Annotated in this window: 22 protein-coding genes; 10 read left to right on the top strand and 12 right to left on the bottom strand. The window is 47.1% G+C overall.

Going from position 1 to position 26,219, the window contains the following annotated elements; all coding sequences use genetic code 11:
* A partial coding sequence (locus tag AC1DFM_RS32410) for an MBG domain-containing protein (RefSeq protein WP_477080934.1) occupies positions 1 to 1,683 on the top strand: 1,683 nt, incomplete at its 5' end.
* 70 nt (positions 1,684 to 1,753) lie between these two features.
* Here AC1DFM_RS32410 and AC1DFM_RS32405 read toward each other — a convergent pair.
* A complete protein-coding gene (locus tag AC1DFM_RS32405; RefSeq protein WP_477080933.1) occupies positions 1,754 to 2,506 on the bottom strand; it encodes an SDR family NAD(P)-dependent oxidoreductase in 753 nt (250 codons plus the stop codon).
* A gap of 137 nt (positions 2,507 to 2,643) precedes the next feature.
* Here AC1DFM_RS32405 and AC1DFM_RS32400 point away from each other — a divergent pair, with 137 nt between their 5' ends.
* Positions 2,644 to 3,021, top strand: coding sequence for a winged helix-turn-helix transcriptional regulator (locus AC1DFM_RS32400; RefSeq protein ID WP_477080932.1), 378 nt, complete (start codon positions 2,644 to 2,646; stop codon positions 3,019 to 3,021).
* A gap of 16 nt (positions 3,022 to 3,037) precedes the next feature.
* Complete coding sequence (locus AC1DFM_RS32395; protein ID WP_477080931.1) at positions 3,038 to 3,724, top strand: hypothetical protein; 687 nt, start codon at positions 3,038 to 3,040, stop codon at positions 3,722 to 3,724.
* Positions 3,725 to 3,776: 52 nt separating this feature from the next.
* On the opposite strand, the gene AC1DFM_RS32390 is transcribed toward AC1DFM_RS32395, so the two are convergent.
* Complete coding sequence (locus tag AC1DFM_RS32390; protein ID WP_477080930.1) at positions 3,777 to 4,670, bottom strand: DMT family transporter; 894 nt, start codon at positions 4,668 to 4,670, stop codon at positions 3,777 to 3,779.
* Positions 4,671 to 4,759: 89 nt separating this feature from the next.
* Between AC1DFM_RS32390 and AC1DFM_RS32385 the strand changes: the two genes are divergently transcribed.
* Positions 4,760 to 6,184 carry an aminotransferase-like domain-containing protein gene (locus AC1DFM_RS32385; RefSeq protein ID WP_477080929.1) on the top strand — a complete coding sequence of 475 codons (1,425 nt, stop codon included), beginning with the start codon at positions 4,760 to 4,762 and terminating at the stop codon, positions 6,182 to 6,184.
* A gap of 84 nt (positions 6,185 to 6,268) precedes the next feature.
* Here the strand turns inward: AC1DFM_RS32385 and bioB are convergent, their stop codons facing one another.
* Positions 6,269 to 7,252, bottom strand: coding sequence for a biotin synthase BioB (gene bioB / locus AC1DFM_RS32380; protein WP_477080928.1), 984 nt, complete (start codon positions 7,250 to 7,252; stop codon positions 6,269 to 6,271).
* Between the two features lie 39 nt (positions 7,253 to 7,291).
* Positions 7,292 to 7,903 (bottom strand): hypothetical protein, encoded by a 612-nt coding sequence (locus AC1DFM_RS32375; RefSeq protein WP_477080927.1) that lies wholly within the window; start codon positions 7,901 to 7,903, stop codon positions 7,292 to 7,294.
* 248 nt (positions 7,904 to 8,151) lie between these two features.
* Here AC1DFM_RS32375 and AC1DFM_RS32370 point away from each other — a divergent pair, with 248 nt between their 5' ends.
* Positions 8,152 to 9,645: an aminotransferase-like domain-containing protein gene (locus AC1DFM_RS32370; RefSeq protein WP_477080926.1), complete on the top strand. Its 1,494-nt coding sequence runs from the start codon at positions 8,152 to 8,154 to the stop codon at positions 9,643 to 9,645.
* Here AC1DFM_RS32370 and AC1DFM_RS32365 read toward each other — a convergent pair whose 3' ends face one another.
* Positions 9,646 to 10,158, bottom strand: a complete 513-nt coding sequence (locus AC1DFM_RS32365) for a cupin domain-containing protein (protein ID WP_477080925.1) — start codon at positions 10,156 to 10,158, stop codon at positions 9,646 to 9,648.
* 81 nt (positions 10,159 to 10,239) lie between these two features.
* Here AC1DFM_RS32365 and pdxR point away from each other — a divergent pair, with 81 nt between their 5' ends.
* Positions 10,240 to 11,712, top strand: coding sequence for a MocR-like pyridoxine biosynthesis transcription factor PdxR (gene pdxR, locus AC1DFM_RS32360; RefSeq protein WP_477080924.1), 1,473 nt, complete (start codon positions 10,240 to 10,242; stop codon positions 11,710 to 11,712).
* Positions 11,713 to 11,799: 87 nt separating this feature from the next.
* On the top strand, positions 11,800 to 12,708 hold the full coding sequence (locus tag AC1DFM_RS32355) for a haloalkane dehalogenase (RefSeq protein WP_477080923.1): 909 nt from the start codon (positions 11,800 to 11,802) through the stop codon (positions 12,706 to 12,708).
* Between the two features lie 59 nt (positions 12,709 to 12,767).
* On the opposite strand, the gene AC1DFM_RS32350 is transcribed toward AC1DFM_RS32355, so the two are convergent.
* Genes AC1DFM_RS32350 through AC1DFM_RS32335 form a run of 4 tightly spaced genes read right to left on the bottom strand, consistent with a single transcriptional unit; the run spans position 12,768 to position 21,920 of the window.
* A complete protein-coding gene (locus AC1DFM_RS32350; RefSeq protein WP_477080922.1) occupies positions 12,768 to 16,019 on the bottom strand; it encodes an efflux RND transporter permease subunit in 3,252 nt (1,083 codons plus the stop codon).
* Positions 16,016 to 19,276, bottom strand: coding sequence for an efflux RND transporter permease subunit (locus AC1DFM_RS32345; RefSeq protein ID WP_477080921.1), 3,261 nt, complete (start codon positions 19,274 to 19,276; stop codon positions 16,016 to 16,018). Before AC1DFM_RS32345 ends, AC1DFM_RS32350 begins: the two co-directional genes overlap by 4 nt.
* A gap of 26 nt (positions 19,277 to 19,302) precedes the next feature.
* Positions 19,303 to 20,502 (bottom strand): efflux RND transporter periplasmic adaptor subunit, encoded by a 1,200-nt coding sequence (locus AC1DFM_RS32340; RefSeq protein ID WP_477080920.1) that lies wholly within the window; start codon positions 20,500 to 20,502, stop codon positions 19,303 to 19,305.
* Positions 20,503 to 20,534: 32 nt separating this feature from the next.
* Positions 20,535 to 21,920, bottom strand: coding sequence for a TolC family protein (locus tag AC1DFM_RS32335; protein WP_477080919.1), 1,386 nt, complete (start codon positions 21,918 to 21,920; stop codon positions 20,535 to 20,537).
* A gap of 346 nt (positions 21,921 to 22,266) precedes the next feature.
* On the opposite strand from AC1DFM_RS32335, the gene AC1DFM_RS32330 reads away from it, so the two are divergent.
* Together AC1DFM_RS32330 and AC1DFM_RS32325 are read left to right on the top strand one after the other, a co-directional pair.
* Positions 22,267 to 22,743 (top strand): PIN domain-containing protein, encoded by a 477-nt coding sequence (locus tag AC1DFM_RS32330; RefSeq protein WP_477080918.1) that lies wholly within the window; start codon positions 22,267 to 22,269, stop codon positions 22,741 to 22,743.
* Positions 22,721 to 22,885, top strand: a complete 165-nt coding sequence (locus tag AC1DFM_RS32325; protein WP_477080917.1) for a hypothetical protein — start codon at positions 22,721 to 22,723, stop codon at positions 22,883 to 22,885. Before AC1DFM_RS32330 ends, AC1DFM_RS32325 begins: the two co-directional genes overlap by 23 nt.
* Before the next feature lie 29 nt (positions 22,886 to 22,914).
* On the opposite strand, the gene AC1DFM_RS32320 is transcribed toward AC1DFM_RS32325, so the two are convergent.
* Positions 22,915 to 23,541, bottom strand: a complete 627-nt coding sequence (locus AC1DFM_RS32320) for a hypothetical protein (RefSeq protein ID WP_477080916.1) — start codon at positions 23,539 to 23,541, stop codon at positions 22,915 to 22,917.
* Between the two features lie 153 nt (positions 23,542 to 23,694).
* Here AC1DFM_RS32320 and AC1DFM_RS32315 point away from each other — a divergent pair, with 153 nt between their 5' ends.
* Positions 23,695 to 24,603 (top strand): leucine-rich repeat domain-containing protein, encoded by a 909-nt coding sequence (locus AC1DFM_RS32315; protein ID WP_477080915.1) that lies wholly within the window; start codon positions 23,695 to 23,697, stop codon positions 24,601 to 24,603.
* Positions 24,604 to 24,673: 70 nt separating this feature from the next.
* Here AC1DFM_RS32315 and AC1DFM_RS32310 read toward each other — a convergent pair whose 3' ends face one another.
* Together AC1DFM_RS32310 and AC1DFM_RS32305 are read right to left on the bottom strand one after the other, a co-directional pair.
* Positions 24,674 to 25,441 carry an ABC transporter permease gene (locus tag AC1DFM_RS32310; RefSeq protein ID WP_477080914.1) on the bottom strand — a complete coding sequence of 256 codons (768 nt, stop codon included), beginning with the start codon at positions 25,439 to 25,441 and terminating at the stop codon, positions 24,674 to 24,676.
* Position 25,442: 1 nt separating this feature from the next.
* On the bottom strand, positions 25,443 to 26,210 hold the full coding sequence (locus AC1DFM_RS32305; protein WP_477080913.1) for an ABC transporter ATP-binding protein: 768 nt from the start codon (positions 26,208 to 26,210) through the stop codon (positions 25,443 to 25,445).
* Between the last annotated feature and the right edge of the window lie 9 nt (positions 26,211 to 26,219).

The following is a 26,219-nucleotide window of genomic DNA, read 5'->3' as shown; positions in this document are numbered from 1 at the left end:
GTTACCGCCGATGCTAAAAGCAAAACTTACGGCGATACTGATCCGGCACTCACGTACACGGTTACACCGATATTAGTAGCAGGAGATGCTTTCACTGGTGCACTCAGCAGAATTACCGGAGAGAATATCGGAACATATGGYATCAACAAAAACTCCCTGTCTCTTAATAACAATTATATCCTGAACTATACCGGTAATGATCTCACCATTGGCGCGAAAACCGTAACTGTTACCGCCGATGCTAAAAGCAAAACTTACGGTGATGCCGATCCGGCACTCACCTATACAGTTACGCCGGCGCTAGTAGCTGGAGATGCGTTCTCTGGTGTACTCAGCAGAGCCACCGGAGAGAATACCGGAACATATGGTATCAATAAAAACTCCCTGTCTCTTAATAACAATTATATCCTGAACTATACCAGTAATAATCTCACCATTGGCGCTAAAACCGTAACAGTTACCGCTGATGCCAAAAGCAAAACTTACGGCGATGCTGATCCGGCACTCACGTACACGGTTACACCGACACTAGTAGCCGGAGATGCTTTCACGGGTACACTCAACAGAACCACCGGTGAGAATACCGGAACGTATGGTATCAACAAAAGCACCCTGGCACTCAATAACAACTATCAGGTTAATTACGTTGGTGCGAATTTAACCATCGGTAAAAAAACGCTCCTCATTACAGCTGATAACCAAAGCCGCATGTACGGCGTTGCGAATCCTTTGATGACAGCCAGCTACAACGGATTTACCGGCAGCGATAACGCCGCTGTATTTATTACACCGTTGAAATTCAACACCACTGCCGATCTACATTCCGTACCGGGCGACTATACCATTACACCCATAGGAGCAACTGCCCTGAATTACGATATTCAGTTTGCAAACGGTATGCTGCATATCACCCAGGCCAGTCAAAGCATTCAATTTGCAGCGTTATCCGATAAGTTATCGACTGATCCGGCATTTACACTCACCGCCACCGCGAATTCAGGATTGCCTGTTAGCTACGTTAGCAGTGACCCCACCATCGCAAGGGTGATCAATGGCAATGAAGTGGAAATCCTCAAGTCTGGTACCGTTCAGATAACCGCCAGTCAGGATGGCAACAACAATTACCTGGCAGCCACGCCGGTTACCCGAACCCTGGTGATCCGCGATAACCCGGCCCCTGTTATTGACATTGTGAGCAATAAAGGCAACAGCATCAGCAGAGGAGAAACCGCTATGCTGACAGCTTCCGGCGCTGCTACTTATCAATGGACCACAGCGAATGGCATTGTCAGCGGACAAAATACCGCTACCTTAACAGTTCGTCCGGCTACCACTACTACCTATACCGTTACCGGCAAAAACCAATATGGCAGAACAAGTACCCAAACGTTTACGCTGGAAGTGAAGGTAGATATACATGCCCTGTCTGCMACCAACCTGCTATCTCCCAATGGTGATGGTATTAATGATTACTGGATCATTAAAAATATCGATATGTACCCCAACAATGAGGTGAAGATATTTGATCGTGCCGGAAGAATGCTGTACACTAAAAAAGGTTATACCAACAACTGGGGTGCTACCATAAACGGTACGCCACTGGCAGAAGGTACCTATTATTATATCATCGACCTCGGCGATGGCGCCGGCGTGATGAAAGGGTTTATTACCGTGGTGCGGTAAGGTATCCGGCATATAAAAAAAGTCCTGTCACGCTTCGGGTGACAGGACTTTTTTTATACCGTCATCTCTATTAAAACGCACTGTGATGCATGCCGCCATCCACCGCCACGATGGTGCCGGTGACATATTTAGCACGCGGTGATACCAGGAAAGCAGCCATATTCGCCATGTCCTGCGCTTCCCCGAAATCGCCCAGTGGAATTTGTTGCGCCGCAAATGCCTTGCGCTCTTCTTCGTTGAAGAAACGACGGATATTTTCCGTATCAATTAATCCTGGTTGCAAATTGTTGATCCGTATACCATACTTGCCTACTTCGCCGGCCAGCTGCTTAGACCACGCCACCAGCGCCGCCTTATACACCGCCGATCCATTCATCACCCGCAATTCGAAGGTACTGATGGTATTCAGGATAGCTCCCTGCTTCCGTTCTATAAAATGTGGCAAAAATTGTTGCGTCAATTGCCGGTGACGCTCAAAGTCCAGGATCATAGACGCACTCCATCCTTCATCTGATGCAACGATATCCAGCGGATTACTGCGGCCCGCATTATTAACCAGTATATCTACCACTCCCAATCCGGCGAAAGCCGCTGCCGCAATTTTCTGCGCCGCATCCGGCGCCACGAAATCCTGTGCAAAGGTGACAGGCTCCAGACCACCCGCTGCTACTATCTCTGCTTTCAATTCCCGTAGCAGGTCTTCGTTTCTACCAGTCACAAATACTTTTACTCCTTCCAATGCCAATTCCTTCGCTACGGCACGACCAATACCCTGGCTGGCGCCGGTAACCACTGCTGTTTTTCCTTTTAAATACAAGTCCATACTTTCTTATCTTAATGAGTGAACGATATTTTAATTAAATGCTTTGCGCGCAAAAATTTCTTTTGTAAAAGTACGGGGTAGCTACTAATTTTATATGCTGTACAACCAATTGTGGGGTACTTACAAATATGTAACTAATGGCTACCAGAAAGCAAAACTCGACATATACCCGTAACGAAGCATTTATGGTGGAATGTGATCTGACTTACGCCGTGAATAAGATCGGTGGGAGATGGAAAATATTGATCATCAGCAAATTGGAGACAAAGAAATACCGGTTTAATGAACTGAAGAAAGAATTCCCCCTTATTACAGAACGTATGCTCACCCTGCAGTTGCGGGCACTGGAGCAGGACGGCCTTGTAAAACGTACCGTATACGCCGAAGTGCCGCCCCGTGTAGAATATGAACTGACTGAAATGGCCATGGCCTTCGGACCTATTTTTAAACAACTGAGTGAGTGGGGTAACAAACATCGGCACACACTTCCGGCTACTGCACCATTAGAAAAATAAACGTCTTCCTATCGCAATGAAACATTCAAATCCAGCCATCTCCTATTTAAATAAAGCCACGCGGGACCCACAATACGTAATAAAAGACCGCCAGGAAATTGTCGCTTATTTAAAACGTCAGAACATTGTGCCTTTTGATAGTGTGATTGATTTTCAGCTGAATTATTCGGGGCTCGAACTGACGATTCCCGGTAAGCCCGGCTCCACCTTTCGTGCACGGCTATTCTCTCAAACTGATCTAGCCTCCAATACAGCTATAGAGCAGGTAAAAATAAAAGGACGATCTTATTTTTTCTGTGGAGATCACGAAACGGCACCATGCTGGTTTGTGCTAAGCGAAACAGGAGAAATATGTACGTATAATAACCAGGATGAATCAGTAAACCCCATCTTTTCTTCTTTTCAGTATCTTATCGAAAACTATGTGGCAGAAATATCGCAGTATGAAAGCAATATGTATGAGCATCCCGCTTATTATAATTTAAAAGATAATGCCGCATTCTGGGAATTGGTATCAAATGCCATCGTCAACCCAAAAGCAAACGACTACTTTAATCACTGGAGTATCGTCGAAAACAATATCAGGATTCACAAAGGAACATGGTTCGACAGACCAGCAGCTTATATTCACATCTATGGCAAATCAAAAGCAACTTGCGAAGCATTTGTTAGCTCACTAAAAGCCAAAGGCATCATTGAATAATTTGTTGACAAGCGAACTGACCAAGGTATTCATCTTCCTAAAAAAATCATCACTACTTCCCAAACTTCCGGGAACCAACCACACATAAAATCACCCCCACCGTGATGCCCAGCATTCCTATGCTCACCTGCTCGTGCAGCAAGGTTGCCGCCAGCGCCAATCCCAAAAACGGCTGCAGTAATTGTAGTTGCCCTACTGCCGCAATACCTCCCTGTACCAGTCCCCGATACCAGAATACAAAGCCAATCAGCATACTGAATAGCGATACGTAGCCCAGTCCAAACCACGCACCAGCGCCGATGCCACTAAATGTAGCCGGTAACAACAACAGCGTGGCCGGTAACATCACTGGTAACGACAATACCAACGCCCAGTAAATTACCTGCGCACCACCCATTGTTCTTGATAATTTCGCACCTTCAGCATATCCCAATCCGCATACAATAATGGCCAGTAACATCAGTACATCTCCTACTGGTGAAGCGGAAAGCCCCTGAGATACCGCATACCCTACCACCAGTAAACTTCCGGCAACTGAAAACAGCCAGAATGCCGGTTTAGGACGCTCTCCACCCCGCCATACACCGAAGATGGCAGTGGCTAACGGTAACAGCCCTACGAATACAATAGAGTGAGCAGAGGTAACATATTTCAACGCTAACGCCGTGAGCAAAGGGAAACCCACTACTACGCCTATCGCGACAATGGCCAATGAGAAAAGCTGCGATTTTGCAGGTCGCTTTTCCTTGCCTATCCATAACATCACCAATGCAATTAACCCTGCGATGGTGGCACGGGTAACCGTAACAAACACCGGGTCAAAATCAAGTACCGCCGMTCTGGTAGCCGGTAAGGAACCACTGAATATCACTACGCCTATGAATCCGTTGATCCAGCCGCTGTTGCTGGTCGCCGCCCGTTTTTCAACTAATAACTGACTTTCCATTACTTTAATTTATACAAAGTGACAGAAAAAACAGCGATAAACACAGTCCCAGTTTTGTCAATTAACATGGACACAGTTATATTTACAGCATGGGCAGGGACTTTATATACGATGAGATTGCCAATGGCATTGCCACGCAGATCAAAGGGGGCCTGTTAAAACCGGGCGAGCGACTTTCGTCCGTGCGGGAGTTATGCGAAAAGCACCGCATCAGCATGAACACCGCGAAACGGGTATTTCTTGAACTGGAGGCGAAGTCGCTCATATACGCGAAGCCGCAGTCCGGCTATTTCGTGAGCCAGCTCCCCTATTCAAAACTGCCGCTGCCGGCTATGAGTCGTCCGTCGGCCATGGCCAGCATGAATGAACCGGATGAACTGGTCAGCGCGGTGTACGCTAATATGGGCAACGACAAGCTCACACTCTTTTCACAGGGAGCACCTGCCGCCGCGCTGCTGCCGCTGGCCCGCCTGAAAAAAGAAATTATGCAGGCCACGCTGATACATAACGGCGGTACGGTGTATGAACCACTGCAGGGCAATGTAAAATTGCGCAGTGCCATTGCCATGCGCGCACTCGCCTGGGGCGGACATTTACACGAAAACGACCTGATCACCACCGCCGGCGGTATGAGCGCATTATCGTTCTGCCTGATGGCATTGGGAAAACCTGGTGACACGGTAGCGGTAGAGAGTCCGGGATTTCCCGGCACCCTGCAACTGATCAGAAGCCTGGGACTCAAAGTACTGGAATTACCTACACACCCTACCACCGGCATCCAGCTATCGGCGTTACGAGCCGCTATTCCCCGCATGAATATTTGCCTGCTGGCGCCCAACTTCAACACACCGCTGGGAAGCTGTATGCCTGATGAACAAAAACAGGCAGTAGTGGCATTACTGGAAGAACACCATATTCCGCTCATTGAAGACGATATCTACGGGGATTTATACTTTGATAACCATCGTCCCAAATGCTGTAAGGCATACGATAAAACGGGGAATGTGTTGTGGTGCAGCTCTGTATCTAAAACGCTGGCGCCAGGCTATCGTGTAGGCTGGGTAGCGCCGGGGAAGTACAAAGAAAAACTGTTGCAGCTAAAACTGGTGCATACCATTACAGCCACTACCCTGATGCAGGAAGCTGTGGGTAATTTTCTCAAAACCGGTAAATACGAGCAGCACTTACGGCAACTTCGCCGGACGTTGCAGGAGAACTATCATCACTATGTACAAACCATCGCGCAACATTTTCCGGAAGGAACGAAGACCAGCAGGCCGCAAGGCGGACTGGCCATCTGGGTGGAATTTGATGAACGTATTAATACAGCGGAATTATATGACCTCGCTATTAAACACCGCATGAGTATTGCGCCGGGACGGATGTTTACGTTACAGGACCAGTATACTAATTGCATGCGGCTTAATTTTGGTATGCCGTGGTCGGAAGATGTGAAAGCAAAATTAAAACAACTGGGTAAGCTTGCGAAACAGCTTTTAGCAGTTAGCTTTTAGCTTTTAGCAAATGCAGCGAAGACCAATATCACATATTCTTCGCTGCATTTGCTAAAAGCTAAAAGCTAACTGCTAAAAGCTCCCTCAACAGGCAGATACTTCCTTCTTACTCAACTTCGGCTCCAATCCGAGGTTTTGCAGCATCTGCATATCTTCTGATACACCCGGATTAGGCGTTACCAGCAAGGTTTGGCGCTCACCGGTGAAGATAGAGTTAGCACCGGCCATAAAGCACCAGGCTTGTTCAGATTCTGTCATTTCAATACGACCCGCAGTGAGACGTACTGTAGAAGCAGGCATCACAATTCTTGCGGTGGCAATCATGCGCACCATATCCCAGGCATCTACTTTAGGATTATCTTCCAGTGGCGTACCTTTTACTCTGGCCAGCGCGTTGATAGGTACTGATTCGGGGTGTTTCGGCATCGTGGCCAGCGTGAGGAGCATGGACATACGATCGCGATGTGTTTCCCCTAATCCGATGATACCGCCGGAACATACCGTGATACCGGCTTTGCGCACGTTGTTGATGGTATTGATACGGTTATCAAATTTCCGCGTGGAAATAATTTCTTTATAGTAATCTTCTGACGTGTCGAGGTTGTGATTATACGCGTATAATCCTGCTTCCTGTAAGCGTACGGCTTGTTCTTCGGTGAGCATACCCAGTGTGCAGCATACTTCCAGGCCCAGATCATTCACACCTTTTACCATGTCGATCACGCGGTCGAAGTCTTTGTTATCCCTTACTTCGCGCCAGGCGGCGGCCATGCAAAAACGGGTAGATCCGGTTTCTTTTGCTTTTTGTGCATGTCCCAATACGGTTTCCACAGGCAGCAAGGCCTGTACTTTGATATCAGTATGATACCTGGCTGCTTGTCCGCAGTAGGAGCAGTCTTCCGGGCATCCGCCGGTTTTAATAGATAACAGCGTGCATACCTGAATTTCTTTTGCCGAGTGCCATTGGCGGTGAATGGTAGCAGCCTGGTAAACCAGTTCCATCAAGGGCTGGTCGTAAATGGCCTGTATTTCTTCCAGGGTCCAGGTATTTCTGATGGCAGATGTCATGATGTGTGATTGAGTGGATGATAATATTGGATGCCGTGATCAGGCATATTGGTGCATTTCCTGGCCGATGGCGGCGAGCCATTCATTGAACAGCTGTTCTTCCAGCGCCTGTACCTGCCGGGCATGTACTTCCCAGTTAGCATCAAACTGATTGAGCTGGTTGATCATTTCTTCCAGGTGGCCTTCTTCTTCCAGAATGATAGAACGTACCATCACCTTGCTTTGCGCCTGATCCAGCGCGGCCTGGTATACCGGATAAAGCAGGTCGGCACGCACTTCTATGGCGTAGGTAACAAAGAGATAAGCGGCGTATTTCAGCGCTTGTCCTGATAAACCGAAAGCATTTTTCAAATAGCGGCAGGCTTGTACATCCAGCTGATGCAGGTATTGCCGGGTTTGATGCGGCGCCAGCAATTCATGCAGCTGATAGGTTTTGCAATTTTCCGTATCTATTTTAGCGATCTGTTTTTTCAGGTAATAGGCGTGGCGATGCTCTTCTGCTGCATGTTTAAGCTGAATAAAATCTACCCGCACCGGATCTTCGCAGGCGGATATTTTCCGGGCGCCGGCATTCTCCATAAAGGAAAGGGTATTTAACCAGCGTGCATGCAGGGTATCGCGACCAACAATCTGTTGTAGTAAGTCTTGCATATTCAACGATTTCCGGCCAAAAGTAGCCACTTACCGGATGATCCACCTAGGCCAGTTTTCACATTTTAGCTAGTCCGGTTAATTTTCCGCTGGCCAATAACTGCAAAACAAGGGCACTGCTGGCGGTTCCCTTCTCCCGATATCATAAAAATTACCGKATTTATATATTATAAAATAATTTATGTAGATAATGAATGCCGTAAATAAAATACCTTGCCGGACTATTTCACCATCTTTCTAATAACAATATGAGTGGTCCGGGTCAGGTTCCTTATAAAAGTTTTGTGCAGATAGACCGGCAATCCGGTACGGCCATCTATTTACAGATTGCCCATCAGCTGATCAACGCCATCCAGCGCGGCTTCCTCGTCACCGGCACCCGCCTGCCTGGCACCCGCTACTTCTGCGAACTACTGAATGTAAACCGGAACACCATGGTGGCCGTATATGAAGAACTGGATGCCCAGGGATGGGTGGAAACACGCCCCAACAAAGGCACCTTCATCATCGGTAAAATAGATCCGCGACCACAAAAAATCAGGAATACCGCCGAGCACCAATTGGCACATTATCCGAAAAAGACCGGCTTCTCTTTTACCAAATCCAATCTGCTGGACAACCCGTTTGAACACTCTTCCTGCGAGTACGTGTTTAACGACGGCACCCCGGACATCCGGCTTACGCAAATCAGCCAGCTATCCAGCCTGTACAGCGCAAACCTGAAAAGAAAAAGCAATCACAAAAAACTGGGCTACTACAATCACGATGGCAGCGAGTTTTTTAAACAGCATTTGTCGAACTACCTGAATCAATCCCGCGGACTACATATTTCCAAAGACAATATCCTCATCACCCGCAGCACGGAAATGAGCGTGTTTATCACATCAGAAATATTATTATCGCCCGGAGATATCGTACTGGTAGGCTCGCTCAGCTACTTTTCCGTGAACATGATTTTTCAGAAATCCGGCGCCAGTATTATGTCGGTGCCAATTGATGAAGAAGGAATTGATGTAGACGCCGTGCGTGATATTTGCCGGCGGCATAAAATCAGAATGCTATACATCACACCGCATCACCACTACCCTACCACCGTTACCCTGAGCGCTTCCCGGCGCATTGAACTCCTGCATTTAGCCAGTGAATTTGGTTTTATTATTTTGGAAGATGATTACGATTATGACTTTCATTACGACAATAGTCCCGTACTCCCACTGGCCAGCGCTGACAGTCACGGGATGGTAGTATATATCGGCGCCTTTGGAAAGTCGCTCGCACCGGGGTTTAGAACGGGCTTCATTGTAGCGCCGGAAAACCTGATGACAGAAATGCGGAAACATCTCGGCATCATCGACCGGCAGGGAGATGTACTGATGGAGCAGGTGTTAGGGGAGATGATTGAAGCGGGAGACATACACCGCTATCTGAAAAAATCGTTGAAAGTATATCAGGAACGACGTGATCACATTGTGACGATACTAGAAGAACAACTGCCTGAATTCATCGACTTTAAAAAACCGGCTGGTGGCTTAGCCGTGTGGACACGTTGGAAACAACCGGTTAACCTGATGCAACTGAGCAAAGCGTGCGCTAAAAACAACCTGTTCATTCCTAAAACATTGCTGTATCAGCATAAGTCGCTTACCGCTATGCGGCTGGGTTTCGGACATTTTAGTCTACCCGAGGCGGAGAACAGTATCCGGATATTGCGACAAGGTGTATTGGAACAATGGGATCGTTAATTATTTTTTCAACGTGCTGAAATAATCGGGCGGATACGCTTTCTGTCCGTATTTCTCCAACAGCTCTTTTAATTTTTGCCTGGCCGCCTCGTCCATTACCGGTGGTGGCAAAAACGTTCCTTCGGCTACGGGCACCCCTAGTTCCAGAAACATTTCTTCCAGGCCGGAAGGCACTACCGTACAAAGCAATTTGGCCTGCTCACTGGATTTATTTTTGAACCCATGCACCATGCCTCCTTTGGGAATCACGATATAGGCACCTTGAGAGGCTTCATAAACACCGTCCTCCGACTGCACTTCCACCGCACCTGCTATCACATAAAAAGATTCCTGGAAGTCGGGGTGTGCATGTGGCCCTGGTCCTCCGCCGGGAGGCACCGTCATTTCGATGGTAGCGAATTCGCCGCCGGTTTGTTTTCCTGAAATCAGTATGCGGTAATTTCCACCAGCTATAGAAAGTGTCTGGCCTTCCTGCGCACCTAAGGTGATCACAGGTAATTTCGGTGCTTCCATTGGTCTGTATTTGAAGATGAATGTACAACATAACCCGAAAGCAAAAAATCGGGGTATCTTGTGATGAAATAAAGGCAGCTTATGGCCAAAGCATCGTCTGTGATTATGCCGGCAGGCATACGGCTTTCGAGGGATTCCAACGTTCCCTTATACATGCAGTTATACCAACAAATCAAAGCTTTAATTACCGCCGGACAACTCCAGCCAGGCAACCGCATTCCTTCCAGCAGAGAGCTCGCTGCGGAACTGGGCGTATCCAGGGTGATTGTGAGTCAGTGTTTCGAATACCTCATTTTAGAAGGTTACCTCGAAGGTAAAACCGGCGCGGGCACTTTTGTGGCCAGCGTACAGCCGGAGCAACTGTTACAGGTGCATCGCGGTTCCGAAAAAAAGGTAGCGGTGGCAAAAAAAGTATTACCACCGGCTGCGGAAAAAAAACCCGGCGATCGTATCACCGCCCAGCCTTTTCAAATGGGGATGCCATCGCTGGATCGCTTCCCTTATCATATCTGGCAGAAAATTGGTAACAACGTGTTGCGGGATTTGAAGCGATATCATCTTGGCTATGAAGATACGCTTGGCTTATGGGAGCTCCGTACAGCTATTGCCACCTATCTGCGATTAGCCAGAGGCGTTACCTGCGACGCCACCCAGGTGATGGTAGTAACAGGCTCGCAACAAAGTCTCAACCTGGTAGCGCAAGGCCTGCTGCAACCGGGAGATCCCGTATGGATGGAAGATCCGGGCTATCATGGTGCGCGCCGCGCTTTTTCACATGCCGGTATAAAAGAGTGTCCGATACCTATACAGCCGGATGGGCTGGATATTCATTATGCACAAACCCATTATCCGGAAGCGAAACTGGCGTATGTAACCCCTTCTCATCAGTTCCCCACGGGCTATGTTCTTTCTGCCGAAAAAAGAAAACAACTGCTGGAGTGGGCTGCTGCCAACAACAGCTGGATACTGGAAGATGATTACGATAGTGAATACCGCTACGAAGGCATGCCCCTGCCCTGTTTGCAAAGTGAGGATACCCATGGCCGGGTGATTTATGCGGGCACTTTCAGTAAAGTACTTTTTCCGGGACTACGGCTGGCGTATCTGGTACTTCCTTCCCCGGCATTAGTGGAAAGGTTCAAAGTGATGAAGGATAACATGGACCGGCAATCGCCAGCCATGGAACAATACCTCTTATATCAATTCATTGAAGGAGGCCATTTTCAGCGCCATATCCGTAAAATGAGACTGCTATATGCCGAACGCCAACAAACGCTGATGACGCTCCTTAAAAGTCGCTTGCCTGCGTATGTAACCGTGCATGAGGTGCCGGCCGGTATGCACTTGCTATGCTGGATAAAACCGGGCGTTGATATCGACGCTTTAAAACAGGCCATCAAAACCGCGCAGTTATCCGCAGTATTCCTCGATTGGTTCACCACCACCCATCCCCTGCCACCGGCTATTTTGCTGGGCTTCACGGCCTATTCTCCCTATAAGTTAAAAACAGGTATCGAAAAGTTACATGGTTGTTTCCAGCTCGCTGCCCGCTAATGGGAAAGTGGTCTTATTGGAATCGCGTAAATGGACTTAATCACCTATCACTGCGGCATGTAGTTTTGTTTCACAAATCAAGCAAAGATGAAAACAACTACGTCCGACTTCATAACCGAGCCAACTATCAGCAATACCGATACATTACCACGCAAAAGCGTGAGGGCGCTGGACACAGAGATMAGCTACATTGACACCGGCGCCGGAGATCCGGTAGTTTTTTTGCATGGCAATCCTACCTCTTCTTTTTTATGGCGTAACATTATCCCGTGGCTAAGTAAACATCGCCGCTGCTTAGCCCCCGACCTGGCCGGGATGGGACAATCCGGAAAATCACCCGACAAACGCTACCAGTTCACTGACCACGTGGCCTACCTCGACGCCTGGTTCGAGGCAGTAGGGCTGAAAAAAAACATCGTGCTGGTATTGCACGACTGGGGATCTGCATTAGGCTTCCACCGCGCCTTTCGCCACCCGGAACAAATACAGGGCATTGCCTACATGGAAGCCATTGTACAACCCAGACGCTGGGAAGATTTCCCTCCCGGCAGAGATACCATCTTCCGTGCATTACTGTCGGATAAAGGAGAAGAAATGATTATGAAAAATAACTTCTTCATAGAAACAGTATTGCCCAAGAGTATTATCAGAAAACTGGATGATGCCGAAATGGAAGCTTATCGTGCGCCCTTCCGTGAAGAAGCGGATCGCCTGCCTACCCTCATCTTCCCAAGATCCCTCCCCATTGATGGCGCACCAGCAGATATTGCAGCCATAGTAGAAGCGTATGGGCAATGGATGGCAAAAAATGATTTACCTAAATTATTGATCTCCGCAACACCGGGTGCATTGCTCGTAGGCAGGGCGTTGGAGTTTTGCCGTACCTGGCAGAATCAGCAGGAAGTAACAGTTGCAGGTATTCACTATGTGCAGGAAGACTCACCAGCGGCAATTGGTGAAGCAGTGAGCAACTTTGTGCTGGCACTGAAAGCGTAAAGCAAGTGGATATTGTCTGAGAACAATATAATCCTGTTCTCAGACAATATCCACTTACTTTATGCTTTATGCTCTTCACGCGCCTGCGCAATATCATATTCTAACTCCGGATCAATCACCAGCGCTTCCACTTTCCGCTCTTTTTCCATGAGTAATTCGTGGTGTGCTTTCAACCAGGCTAACTTCTTCTTCCCATAACTTAACCGGGTAAATAACACAAATAATACCGGCACAATAAAAATAGCTATACAGGAAGATGCCACCATACCACCTTGCACCGTAACACCGATCGTTTTCCGCGACTGTGCCCCCGCACCGGAAGCTAACACCATCGGCATTACACCCAGGATGAATGCCAGGGAAGTCATGATAATAGGGCGCAAACGCAGCTTCACCGCTTCGATGGTAGACTTAATCAGATCTTCTCCACGATCTACCCGTACTTTGGCAAACTCCACAATCAGAATGGCATTCTTGGCAGAAAGACCAATCAACGTAATCAATCCAATCTGCGCATATACATTATTCGACAAATCCGGCATGGTGGTTAACGCGAAAATTGCCCCGAAAGCACTGATAGGCACCGCCAGCATCACCGAGAAAGGTACCGACCAGCTTTCATATAAAGCAGCTAAAAACAGGAATACAAAGATGATGGAGAACAGGAAGATGTATACCGTCATAGAACCCGCCTGAATTTCCTGGTAGCTCAGCCCGGAAAACTCATACGTATAGCCTCTGGGTAATACCCTGGCAGCCACTCTTTTCAGCGTTTCTATACTTTGTCCCGTGCTATAACCGGCAGGCGTAGAGCCATCCACTTCTGCCGACCGGAAAATATTAAAGTGCGTAATTAACGGTGCAGTGGAAATAGGTTTGTAGTTAACGAGGGTACTGAGTGGTAACATCTCTCCGGCAGCATTTCTTACATAATATCTTTCCAGGTCACTGATCAAGGCACGGGTAGCCGTATCCGATTGCACAATGGCGCGATAGGTACGGTTATACAACGTAAAATTCCCCACCAGCCGGCTGCCCATATATCCCTGAATAGTACTGAATACATCGGCTACACTGACACCCAGCTTCTGGCATTTCTCACGGTCCAACGACAACTCAAACGCCGGCGTATGTGCGGCATAGTTACAATACGCCGTAGCGGTTGCCGGTTCTTTTTTTAACGCTGCCACAAACTTATTCATCACCGCTTCAAATGCGTGGATATCATCGTTGGTACTACCTTGTTCTACCTGCATACTAAAGCCAGCCGCTGTACCCAATCCCCTGATAGCTGGAGATGCATTGACTGTTATACCTGCATTTTTTATACCTGCCGCCGCAATTCTTTTCTTAATCACTGCCATGATACCCGGAATCTGTGTTTCTGGTGTAGTACGTTCATCCCAGGGTTGCAACATACAAAAGATACTGGCCCCGTTGGACGTTGCACCACCACTTAACACATTCATCCCGGAGATAGCGTTATAGTGTAAAACACCCGGCGTTTCGTCTACGATCTTCATGATCTTCCTCAGTAACTCTTCTGTTTGTGTGGTAGCAGTACCTTCCGGTAACTGAATGCCAATCAATACGCGGCCGCCATCTTCTGAAGGGATAAAGCCGGAAGGTTTGGTTTTAAAGAGAAAGATAGCGGCCACACAAATAATCGCCAATGTTAGTACTACCAACCCTGCATATTTGATACAGTATTTCACGCCACGGGAATACCTGATGGTAATCCGGTCAAACCAATCATTGAAACGATAGAAAAATTTGTTGATACTTCTGGAGTCTTTGCTCACCTTAGATGGCCGCAGCAACAGGGTGCACAACGCTGGTGTGAGCGACAACGCAATAAAAGCCGACAACACCACGGAGATAGCAATGGTAATGGCAAACTGCTGGTATAACTTTCCGGTAATCCCGGGGATAAAACCTACCGGCACAAATACTGCCGCCAGGATTAGTGCAATAGCAATTACCGGCGCCGATATTTCTTTCATAGCGCGGTAAGTAGCTTCTTTGGGCGACATCCCCTCTTTGTCAATAAAATGCTGTACTGCTTCCACCACAATGATGGCATCATCTACCACAATACCAATAGCCAGCACAAAGCCAAACAGGGTGAGCGTATTGATAGTAAAACCTAACGGAATAAATAAAATAAAGGTGCTGATAATAGACACTGGAATCGCGATAATCGGAATAATGGCAGAGCGCCAGTTTTGTAAAAACAGGAACACCACGATCACCACCAGCGCCAATGCTTCAAACAATGTTTTCACTACTTCGCTGATCGATACTTTGATGATGGTTACATTTTCAAATGGTACCGCATAATCTACATCCGGCGGAAACGACTTCTTTAATTCTGCCAGCGCCGCGTACACATTCTCCGCCGTTTGGAGCGCATTACTGGTGGGCGATTGATACACCATTACCGTAGTGGCAGGTTTGCCATCGGCAAAGCCCTGGTTGCCGTAATTAAATTTGCCCAGTTCTACCCTCGCGATGTCTTTCAGGTAAACCAATTCCCCGGTAGCCGGAATTTTTTTCACCACTACTTTCTCGTATTCTGCCGGCTTACTCAGCATACTATTCACTACAATCGTATACTCATGGGTTTGATCCAGTGGCTGCGGAGGCGCACCTACTGCGCCGGCAGCGATATATACATTTTGTCGCTGTAACGCCGTAATGACATCTGTTGGCATCAATCCATAAGATGCCATTTTCTTAGGGTCCATCCAGATGCGCATGCTGAATGGGTTACCGCGCGATTGCACATCGCCTACACCCGGCACACGCAGCAACGCATCTACGATGAAAGTACTCGTGTAGTTATCCAGGAAGCTGATATTATGCGTCCCCTTGGGAGAATAGATGGCCAGATTCATTAACTGGTCCGGGTTACGGGCCCGAACTGTTACGCCCAGCTGTCCTACTACGGATGGTAAAATGGGCGATGCCAGTCCTACCCTGTTCTGAACATTCAGCGTAGCAATATTTACATTGGTGCCTACATTAAAGGTGACACTGATATTTGCCGAACCGGTTTGGGTATTGGTACTCTGCATATACATCATACCCGGCACCCCATTCACCTGCTCTTCTATGGGAATGGTCACCGTTTGCTCCACCGTTTGTGCATCTGCACCGGTATAGTTCGCAGAGATGCTAACGCCTGGCGGCGTGATTTTCGGGAACTGATCCAACGGAAGGTTGTACATGCAAATAAGACCGGATATCGTGAGCACAATAGAGATCACGATCGCCGTTACGGGTCTTTTTATGAATGTACTTGCTATCATTCGCCGGCAGTATTATTAAAATCGCGGGACCGTTTTATTTCAAATTCCAGTTCCGGATCAATGTTTTGTTCTTCCAGTTTGCGGGCCTTTTCCATCAGGCTTTCGTGATGTTCTTTCAGCCACGCCAGTTTCTTCTTACCATATGATAAGCGGGTGATCACCACAAACAATACCGGCACCACAAAGATGGCAATGGTAGATGCCGCAATCATACCTCCTAACACCGTATAGCCAATGGTTTGGCGCGATACCGCGCCTGCTCCGGTAGCCAGTACCAACGGCAATACCCCGAGGATGAATGCCATGGAAGTCATTACAATAGGTCTTAAACGAAGTCCTACTGCCTCGAGTGTGGATTGAATCAGATCTTCGCCCCTGTCTACCCGCACTTTGGCAAATTCCACAATCAGGATCGCATTCTTTGCCGCCAACCCTATCAAAGTAATCATACCGATCTGTGCATATACGTTGTTGGTAAGTCCAGGTACCAGGTACAGCGTAAATATGGCGCCGAATACACCGATAGGCACTGCCAGCAATACGGAGAACGGCACCGACCAGCTTTCATACAAGGCAGAGAGGAACAGGAACACGAAGGTGATGGAGAAAATAAAGATATAAATGGTCGTAGAACCTGCTTTTATTTCTTCGTAACTCAACCCGGAAAATTCATACGCATAGCCGGCGGGCAGCACCTTTGCCGCTACCTCTTTCAGCGCTGCAATGGTTTCTGTAGTACTATAACCGTTGCCGGACACCCCATCAATTTCCGCCGAGCGGAAGATGTTGAAGTGGGAGATTAACGGTGACGTTTCAATAGGCTTATAACTCACCAGGGTACCCAGTGGCAACATCTGTCCGGCCTGGTTTCTGACGTAATACTTGTTCAGATCTGAGATCACATTGCGATAGGCTGTATCCGCCTGTACTACCACGTGGAAGGTGCGGTTATAGGTGGTAAAGTCGTTGACATACATGCTACCCATAAACGCCTGTATGGTGGTGAATACATCTCCTATATCGGCGCCTAGTTTTTCGCATTTCTCGCGGTCTACGTTCACACTGAAACCCGGCGTATGTGCATTGTAGAAACTATAAGCCCCCGTGATAGCCGAATTCTTATTGGCTTCCGTAACAAAGCGGTTCACTACATTTTCAAAGGCGTGCAGGTCGTCGTTGGTGCTGCGTTGTTCTATCTGCATACTAAACCCAACGGTAGCGCCTACACCGGGTAACGGAGAAGGCTGCACGACTTCCACATTGGCATCGTTGATGCCTGCATCCGCAATTCTTTTGCGTAATTCCGTGATGATACCGGGCACCTTCTCGCTGGTACGGGTACGCTCATCCCAGGGGTTGAGTTGTAAATAAATAGTACCGGCATTGGAGTTAGACGCGTTGTTGATCACATTCAACCCCGACAACGCCGCATAGTGGCCTACGCCCGGCGTTTCCTGCACTACCTTCATCAGCTTGCTCATCACCTGCACCGACCGAACGGTAGAAGAAGCCGGCGGCAATTGGAAGGTAACGTACAGGTTACCATCATCTTCGGAGGGGATGAAACCTGACGACTTCTGCTTAAACAGGAAGAATGCAGCTGCACAGATCACCAGTAGCAATACCACKATCACGGCTGCACGTTTTATGCTCTTATCTACTCCTTTTACATAATCTTTGGTGATGCGGTCAAACCAGCGGTTAAATCCGCCGAAGAACTTCGCGATGCCTTTTTCCTTAGCATCGGGAGGCGTAGGTTTCAACAGCAACGTACAAAGCGCCGGCGTAAGCGATAAAGCCACAAAGGCGGAGATGATCACCGAAATGGCGATGGTAATCGCAAACTGTTGGTATAAGCGTCCTACGATGCCCGGTATAAATCCTACTGGCACAAATACCGCGGCCAATATCAGCGCAATGGCAATTACCGGCGCTGAAATATCTTTCATGGCGTAATAGGTGGCTTCTTTGGGCGACATCCCCTTTTCATCCATATAATGCTGTACCGCTTCTACCACAATAATGGCATCATCTACCACAATACCGATGGCCAGCACAAAACCAAACATGGTGAGGGTGTTGATGGTAAATCCCAGCGGAATAAAGAAGCAGAACGTGCCGAAGATGGATACGGGTATCGCCAGTACAGGAATGAGCGTAGAACGGAAGTTCTGGAGGAAAACAAATACCACCACGGCTACCAGTGCCAGCGTCATTAGCAGCGTTACTACCACATCGCTCATGGATACTTTCACGACGGTCACTGATTCAAAAGGCACTTTGTATTCCACATCGGCGGGGAAGAATTGTTTCAGCTGTGCCAGCTGATTGTAAATGCCTTCCGCCRTTTTGAGGGCGTTGCTGCCGGGGGCCTGGTAGATGCGTAAGTAGGACGCGCGGTGTCCGTCGACAAATGAGTTGCTGGAGAAGCTGAACTTACCCAATTCCACGCGGGCTACATCTTTCAGGTATACCAATGCACCGGTGGTGGGGATCGTTTTCACAATGATATTCTCGAATTCAGATACTTTGCTGAGGCGGCCGTTGACGAGTATGCCCAATTCGAACGTTTGCAATTTGGATTGTGGCGGCACACCGGCGGAACCGGCGGCTACCTGTACGTTCTGGGCGTTGAGGGCATTAATAATATCCTGCGGTGTCAGACTATAAGACGCCATTTTTTCCGGGTTCATCCAGACGCGCATGCTGAAGTTATCCGCGAAGCTGTTGATGGTACCTACGCCGGGCACACGCAACAGGGCGTCCTGGATGAAGATATTGGTGTAGTTATCCAGGAATGTAATATCGTGTGTGCCTTTGGGTGAGTAGATGGCCACCATCATCAGCATACTGGGATTTACCGCGCGCACGGTGAGACCCAGTCGCGTAGCGGCGCTGGGCACCAATGGCGTGGCGATACTCACGCGGTTTTGTACATCCAGCGTAGCGATATCGATATCTGTTCCAATGTTATAGGTGATGTTGGCCTGCATGCTGCCGTTGTTGGAGCTGTTGCTCTGCATGTATTCCATGCCGGGCGTACCATTCACCTGCTGTTCTATGGGTGTGGCAACGGTTTGCTCTACGGTTTGTGCATCGGCGCCGATATATTGTCCATTGATTTGTACTACTGGCGGGGTAATATCCGGATACTGGTCCACAGGCAGATTCAGGATACACACACTCCCTGTCAGTACCAATAAGATGGATACCACAATGGCCGTTACGGGTCTTTTGATGAATGTATTTGCAATCATGCGCTACGGAAATCTTTATGCCGGGTTTATTTTGTGTTACTGGAATCTGCCGTTGCTTTGGACTTTTTGCTGCCCACAGCAATGGGGGAACCGTCGTGGATAGATTGTATGCCATCTACCACAATCTTTTCGCCTTCACTGATACCGGATAGTACAATCACGTTGGCGCCTATTGTCTGACCGGGTTTAATTTTTTTCTGGACAGCGTGCAAACTGGGTGTGTCACTGTGTGGTGTGGTGGTGGCCGTGCCTGCATTCTTTTCTGCGATCACGGTGTCTTTGGCCACGTATACAAAGTATTCTCCCATTTGTTCCAGCACGGCTTTCCCGGGTACTACCAGTTGTGGGGCAGACTCCTGATTTTGCACGCGCACAATGCAGCTCATCCCTACTTTCAGTAATTGCTGTGCGTTAGGGAATACCAGTCGCACGCGGATGGTACCTGTTTGCGGGTCCACGGCTCTGTCGATCACCGAAATTTTTCCGGGGAAAGGATACAATGAGTTATCGGGTAACTGTAGGGTAAATAAGGAGTCGGGCATGACGCTGCGATCGTTTTTAAATCGTTCGAAGGCCAATACCTGCTTTTCGTTCACCAGGAAATCCACGGCCATGGGGTCGTTGGTGGAGATGGTATTTAATATGGTTTGTCCGCCTACTACTACGTTCCCTATTCTTACCTGGCTGATGCCGATGGTACCATCGAAGGGGGCGTAGATGCTGGCGAAGTTGAGATTTGTTTTGGCAGTTTTCAGTGCTTCCTGTGCGGCTTTCGTTTGGCTTTTGGCTGTTTCCAGTGCAATCATGGCGTGATCATATGCCTGTTTGGCCACCGCGTTGTATTGGTTCAGGTACACGTATCTGTCGGCGTCCTGTTGTTGCTGCAGCTGATTGGCTTCTGCTACTTTCACATTGGCGGCGGCCTGATCGAGGGCAGCCTGGTAGATGCGGGTATCTATTTCATATAGCAGTTGTCCTTTGTGCACAGTAGCGCCGTCGGCGGCGAGGATGTTAGTGACATAACCCTGTACAGCCGTTGGGATGATATTCACCTGACTCATGGCCTGTACGGTGGAGGGATACTGATCGTAATACCTTACCGTTTCGCGCTTTGCAGTGAAGAGGTTCACTGATGCAGGCGGATTGGCTACCGGCGGCTTTTGCCGGCAGGAAAAGAAAACGGTAGCTCCTGATAGCAGGATGGTATATCGTATTACGCTGTTCATAGAGCCTATTTTACTTTTGGCAGAAAAAGATCCTAGTATGCGATGTCTCCCATTGCCTTTTGCCAGTCGATTTTGCTGGACAGGGTTTGGAACAGGGCATTCAGGTATGTTAATTCAGATGTTCTCAAATTTGTTTCTGCGGTAATCACGTTCAGGTAAGGGATCAATCCCTGTTTGTATTGCAGGTCTACAACAAAATATACACGTTTCGCCAATGCCACATTTTCCTTCATCTGCTGCATATTAAAAATGTTGCTCTTATAATTCGACAGTGCCGTTGCATATTCTGAATAGATAGATGACTTCAGGTTCTCTTCGCTCCAATCCAACACCTGTTCCTGTAGTTTGGACCGCCGCACGTTCTGGGTTCTGTTAAAGCCAGTGAATAGCGGCAAGCTGAGCGACAGCCCCACCATTGAGTTAGGATACGCTACATTATATAATTGCGAAAATTCATTATTCTGAAAGGCGGCGTTGTAATTAAAAAAAGCGGACAGTGAAGGGAAGATCGCTGTTTTCTGATAGTATTGGGTAAGATGGTGTTGTATATCTTTTTGTACGTTGAGTTGTTTCAGCTCGATGCGTTTATCGTATTGCAGTTGTTCCGATACATCAATATTAATATCGTTGAGCATAGCGGTGCTGTCGTAAGTAACATTGAACTGTTGCAGCTGGGGGTATCCCATCAACTGCTTCAGCATGGTGTATTGGGGCCAAACGCTTTGAGTGGCCTGGACTAATTGTCCGAGGGAAGTATTCAGGGTGATTTTTGCCTGCTCGTAGTCTGTTTCATCTACGATGCCGCCCACATATTGATGATAGGCCATCCGCATACTTTCTCCGAGCCGGGCGGTATCTTCTTTCAACACATCTATCTGTTGCAGGGTAAGCAGCAGGCTATAAAATGATTTGCTGACATTGACCACCAATTCTATTTTGTTGCTGTCTACCCCCTGTTCCGCCATTTTCAGGTTGAGCGGAGCGATGCGCGTAGCGTAGATCAGGCTGGGGTTGAAAATATTCTGTGTAACGCCCAGTCCGGGGGTGGAAGTATTTACCACACTCGTTTTGATAGGCGTTTCCACGCCGTTCACATTGGAAAGCGTGGTAGGTCGCTGCAGGTAATGATTAAGATTGGCGGTAACGCCTACCTGGGGATACCAGGCGGATTGATTGATAGCATTAGATGCGCGGGTGATGTTGGTTTTAATCAGCGCCTGCTGAACGGCGGGCTGATGCTGTAACGCATAATCAACGCATTGCTTTAGCGACAATACGGCCAGGCTGTCGTTTACCTGCGCTTGTGCAGCGCCTGCGACAGATATGCAGAGTATAAGCAAAAATGCCTTACAGAGGCGGCTTTTACCAACTACTTCCTTTCTTTGGGCCTTCATCAAATGAATCATAGTGTTTATCATCCTGGCTGGACTTTAGACAATGGACTTTACGATATGTTTAATGTCGATGAAAATAAAGAAAGGACTGAACAGTGATTATTCCCTAAACACCGGTGCGCAGTGTGCACCCATCACGTTTTACCGAATTTAATCTAAAAAGGGCAATTTACCATAGCAGGCACCTGTTGATACATGGCAGTATTATTATATACCAGCGGCTGATAGTAGTACTACTGCTGAAGAGTGCGACGCAAGGATGCTGACATTCACCCAAACTTACATTTTGATATTCTTATTACAAGTGTGATTATTTAAACGCTCATGCGAATAATAATAGTGTTGATTGTTAACCCTATTGTTATTCGTTATGATTATATATGCAGACACCTCTGTTATTGGAGGGTGCTTTGACATTGAATTTAAAGAATTCAGCAATGCTTTATTTGAGGAGTTTAAGAGTGGCATTAAGCATCTGGTTATTTCTGATCTTGTTTTACTGGAATTAAAAAACGCCAGCAAAGAAATAAACTTAAAACTGGCTGATGTGCCCCTACACTACAAATCAGAACACAAGAATACACCTGAAGCAGTAAAACTGGCAGAAGCTTATATTTCCGGTGGAGCATTGACCAACAAAAGTACTAATGATGCCCTGCACATTGCTATGGCTACACTTAGCAAAGCAGAGGTTTTAGCAAGTTGGAATTTCAAACATATTGTTAACCTTAAGCGCATTAAGTTATATAATTCCATTAACTTACAACTAGGTTATCCTATTATTGAAATACGGACACCCCGTGAAATTTTAACACCCAATAAATATGAAAAAGAAAAAACCATATGATGCGGTTGCTGAAGTCCGCAAAATACGAAACGAAATGAGCGTAAAATATTGGAAAAACTATGATTTATTGTTCGCAGATCTAAAGGCTGCCAGCGAAAAATTTCAGCAGGATTACCAATCCCGTGTTACAGCTAATAGGTAAGCCTTATTATGGAGAAATGGGAGGATGTGCTACTCTATCTCACGAGTACGTTTTGCTTCTCTTTCTGCCAGTTTTTTTGCTTTCATTTCACCGAACTGTTTCATCATAAATGTATGAGGCTCCTCTATCTGATGACCATTTTCCAGGAAAAATTTCTTGACTAAATCATATACTTCAAAATCTGCCTTCAGGAACTGATTACCATCTGTCATATACAGACAACTTAAACAGATATTCAGCACCGACACCACTTTATTAGATGCGTCATAAAAAACGACGGCATCTCTGTAGTAAGGAGCGCAAAGTGTKGGCGACCATAGGAATGCCTCCATTTGTAATATCTGCTTAAACCGTATTGCCAACGGATCATTTACCTGGAAAGTCGCCAGCTTTACAGCAGAAGGATGAAAAGCACCCTTTGAATTTACCAATAAATCAAATCCATTGTATTGTGTTTCCAATTCCTCCCAACGTTTGCGCTCAGCTGTTGGTATGCCGCCCTGCTCCCTTCTTTTAGACAACTCATTGTATTCCGCTGCCTGCTGAGGATTGAATCGATTGAAGGAATACGTTTCCATATAGTCAAAGTCGAATGCATTGATGTAGTCGGCGGTAGGCATCCATGAAGAAGAGCCTTGTGATGAATTGTTAGGCATAGGAAGATATTACACCGTCGAATATAATACTTTCCATACAACTATTTAAAAAGACAAGAAACAATACCACTACAATTTTATTACTTTTGAATCTCTATGTCATCATCCTTACTCAGCTACAAAGGCCAGCAACTAACAACATTTCCAGCAAGTTTGCTGGAAAACAAACATATTACCAACTTAAATCTGGATGATAACCAGCTTACGGAAATCCCGGAGTGGTTTGCGGAAATGCACCAGCTGAAAGTATTATATCTGAATAATAACCAGCTGACAAATATCGAAGTGTTAACAGCCCTGCCCTCACTGGAAATATTACATATCAACAATAATCAGATTACCGCTTTACCAGACGATATCGTTCGTCTTAAAAATTTAAGACGTTTATATGCTAATGGGAATCTTATTAGCACTTTGCCAGCGGCACTATGTGAACTATCAGCATTAAACACCTTGTTGCTGGCACACAATAAATTAACGGCTATATCAGATCAAATCGGAAAATTACAACAACTGGATACACTCCATCTATTTCACAATGAGCTAACCCATATTCCAGCAGCTATCGGTCAGCTAACAAAACTGAATTACCTGCAGCTTGGCATGAACAAAATTAAATACTTACCTCAGCACATTGGTTTTTGTAGTAATATCACCTCTCTGGAAGTCTTTTCAAATGAACTCGAATATATCCCCTCACAATTCAAAAATATGCTGCATTTGAAAAACCTGAATGTCGGTGACAATCACATTAGCCGGGTAGAAAATGTACCGGCAAGTGTTGATAGATTGAGCATTTACGCGAACCCTGTCACTTATCTGGATTCCGCAATTTCTGAAAAATTCAAACAGGCGGATACTAAAGACTGGCGGATTTATCTGTATTTAGATAAGCAACAATATAATGCTTTGGGATTACAAAAAAGTGTTTTCCAGGACCATCTTAAGATTATTGATATTCCTTCCCGTGAAATTTACTGGTCTGATTATAAAGATATGCCACAGGCATTAACGGAAAAATGGCAGCTTAAAACAAGCCGTGATATAAACACCATTCATTAAAACTTACCCTTCACGCAAAAACCTTGTAGCACATCGTCTACAAGGTTAAGCACACAAAACAAACGCATTTTTATGCGCGCCGCCTATATGCCCGCATGGCGAAGAAATAGCCTACTACCATAATTCCCAGACACCAGGCCATGGCAATCCATATATCATTACCTACCGGCTGATTAGACAATAAGGAACGGATACTATCCACAATAGAAGTAACAGGTTGATTTTCGGCAAATATCCGTACACCGCGGGGCATTGTTTTAGTGGGCACAAATGCCGAGCTGATTAAAGGCAGAAAGTGAATCGGATAGGCGATAGCCGCAGCGCCATCCACGGTTTTAGCCGTTAATCCGGCGATGGCCGAGATCCACGTCAATGTTAGTGTAAACATGGCCAGTATCCCTGCTACTGCCAGCCACGAGAATATACCTGCCGGGGAACGGAAGCCCATCAGCAACGCGATGAGAATAATCACGATCACAGACAGGGAGTTAGACACCAGCGAAGTCAATACATGTCCCCATATTGCGGCAGAACGCGCAATAGGCATGGAATGAAACCGCTCAAATATGCCCCGCTGCATATCCAGAAACAGGCGGTACGACGTATATCCCATACTGTTAGCAATAGCCATCAGCATAATTCCGGGCAATAGGTAATTAACGTAATTATCCGCCCCACTCTGGATAGCGCCGCCCAACACATACACAAACAACAGCATCAGGGCAATGGGCATAATGGTAACGGTGATAATGGTATCCATGCTGCGAAACACATGGCGCATAGAACGACCTAACATCACCCGCAGGTCTGTAAAAAAATAAGAGGGTACTGCTTCCATATTAGTTGTTTGTTTTTTTACCAACGAGGGACAAGAATATTTCTTCCAACGTCAGTTGTTTTTCAATGTATTCTACTTTGGCAGGTGGGAATAGCTTCTTCAGCTCCGCCAGCGTGCCGCTGGCAATAATTTTACCTTCCTGCAGGATGGCGATTCTGTTGGCGAGTTGTTCGGCTTCATCCAGGTATTGCGTGGTCAGGAATACCGTTTTACCGCTATTGGCCAGCTCTTTCACGATCTTCCATACTTCGATGCGGGCTTCGGGGTCCAGGCCGGTGGTGGGTTCATCCAGGAAAATCAGCTGGGAGTAGCCCACCAGACTCATGGCAATATCAAGGCGACGGCGCATACCACCCGAATAAGTAGACACTTTGCGGTTAGCCGCTTCCGTTAAGCCGAAGCGATGCAGCAAGTCCTCTGCGATCTGCTGCGGGCCATGAAGATGACGCAGCCGCGCAATCAGGATCAGGTTTTCCCGCCCGGTGAGAATTTCATCTACAGCGGCAAACTGCCCCGTGAGACTAATGGATTGCCGTACATGGTCGGGCGATGCCACCACATCAAATCCATTTACCCGCACCTGCCCGCTGTCGGGTTTCAACAACGTGGTGAGGATTTTAACAATGGTGGTTTTGCCGGAACCGTTGGGACCGAGCAAGGCGAAAATACTGCCCTTCTCTACCTGAAAATCTACTCCTGCCAATACAGCAAGATCTTTATAGGATTTCTTCAATCCCTTTACTGAAATAGCGATTTCATGTTGCGACATGTCTTATTT

It is taken from the genome of Chitinophaga sp. 05T412, assembly GCF_056396465.1.
The sequence above is the reverse complement of the archived record's forward strand: the minus strand, read 5'-3'. Positions and strand labels throughout refer to the sequence as shown.

Excerpts from the sequence above, each read along its gene's own strand:
- AC1DFM_RS32405 (WP_477080933.1), bottom strand. The coding sequence starts at position 2,506 with ATGGACTTGTATTTAAAAGGAAAAACAGCAGTGGTTACCGGCGCCAGC.
- AC1DFM_RS32400 (WP_477080932.1), top strand. The coding sequence starts at position 2,644 with ATGGCTACCAGAAAGCAAAACTCGACATATACCCGTAACGAAGCATTT.
- AC1DFM_RS32395 (WP_477080931.1), top strand. The coding sequence starts at position 3,038 with ATGAAACATTCAAATCCAGCCATCTCCTATTTAAATAAAGCCACGCGG.
- AC1DFM_RS32385 (WP_477080929.1), top strand. The coding sequence starts at position 4,760 with ATGGGCAGGGACTTTATATACGATGAGATTGCCAATGGCATTGCCACG.
- bioB (WP_477080928.1), bottom strand. The coding sequence starts at position 7,252 with ATGACATCTGCCATCAGAAATACCTGGACCCTGGAAGAAATACAGGCC.
- AC1DFM_RS32375 (WP_477080927.1), bottom strand. The coding sequence starts at position 7,903 with ATGCAAGACTTACTACAACAGATTGTTGGTCGCGATACCCTGCATGCA.
- AC1DFM_RS32370 (WP_477080926.1), top strand. The coding sequence starts at position 8,152 with ATGAGTGGTCCGGGTCAGGTTCCTTATAAAAGTTTTGTGCAGATAGAC.
- AC1DFM_RS32365 (WP_477080925.1), bottom strand. The coding sequence starts at position 10,158 with ATGGAAGCACCGAAATTACCTGTGATCACCTTAGGTGCGCAGGAAGGC.
- pdxR (WP_477080924.1), top strand. The coding sequence starts at position 10,240 with ATGGCCAAAGCATCGTCTGTGATTATGCCGGCAGGCATACGGCTTTCG.
- AC1DFM_RS32350 (WP_477080922.1), bottom strand. The coding sequence starts at position 16,019 with ATGATAGCAAGTACATTCATAAAAAGACCCGTAACGGCGATCGTGATC.
- AC1DFM_RS32340 (WP_477080920.1), bottom strand. The coding sequence starts at position 20,502 with ATGAACAGCGTAATACGATATACCATCCTGCTATCAGGAGCTACCGTT.
- AC1DFM_RS32335 (WP_477080919.1), bottom strand. The coding sequence starts at position 21,920 with ATGATAAACACTATGATTCATTTGATGAAGGCCCAAAGAAAGGAAGTA.
- AC1DFM_RS32330 (WP_477080918.1), top strand. The coding sequence starts at position 22,267 with ATGATTATATATGCAGACACCTCTGTTATTGGAGGGTGCTTTGACATT.
- AC1DFM_RS32325 (WP_477080917.1), top strand. The coding sequence starts at position 22,721 with ATGAAAAAGAAAAAACCATATGATGCGGTTGCTGAAGTCCGCAAAATA.
- AC1DFM_RS32310 (WP_477080914.1), bottom strand. The coding sequence starts at position 25,441 with ATGGAAGCAGTACCCTCTTATTTTTTTACAGACCTGCGGGTGATGTTA.
- AC1DFM_RS32305 (WP_477080913.1), bottom strand. The coding sequence starts at position 26,210 with ATGTCGCAACATGAAATCGCTATTTCAGTAAAGGGATTGAAGAAATCC.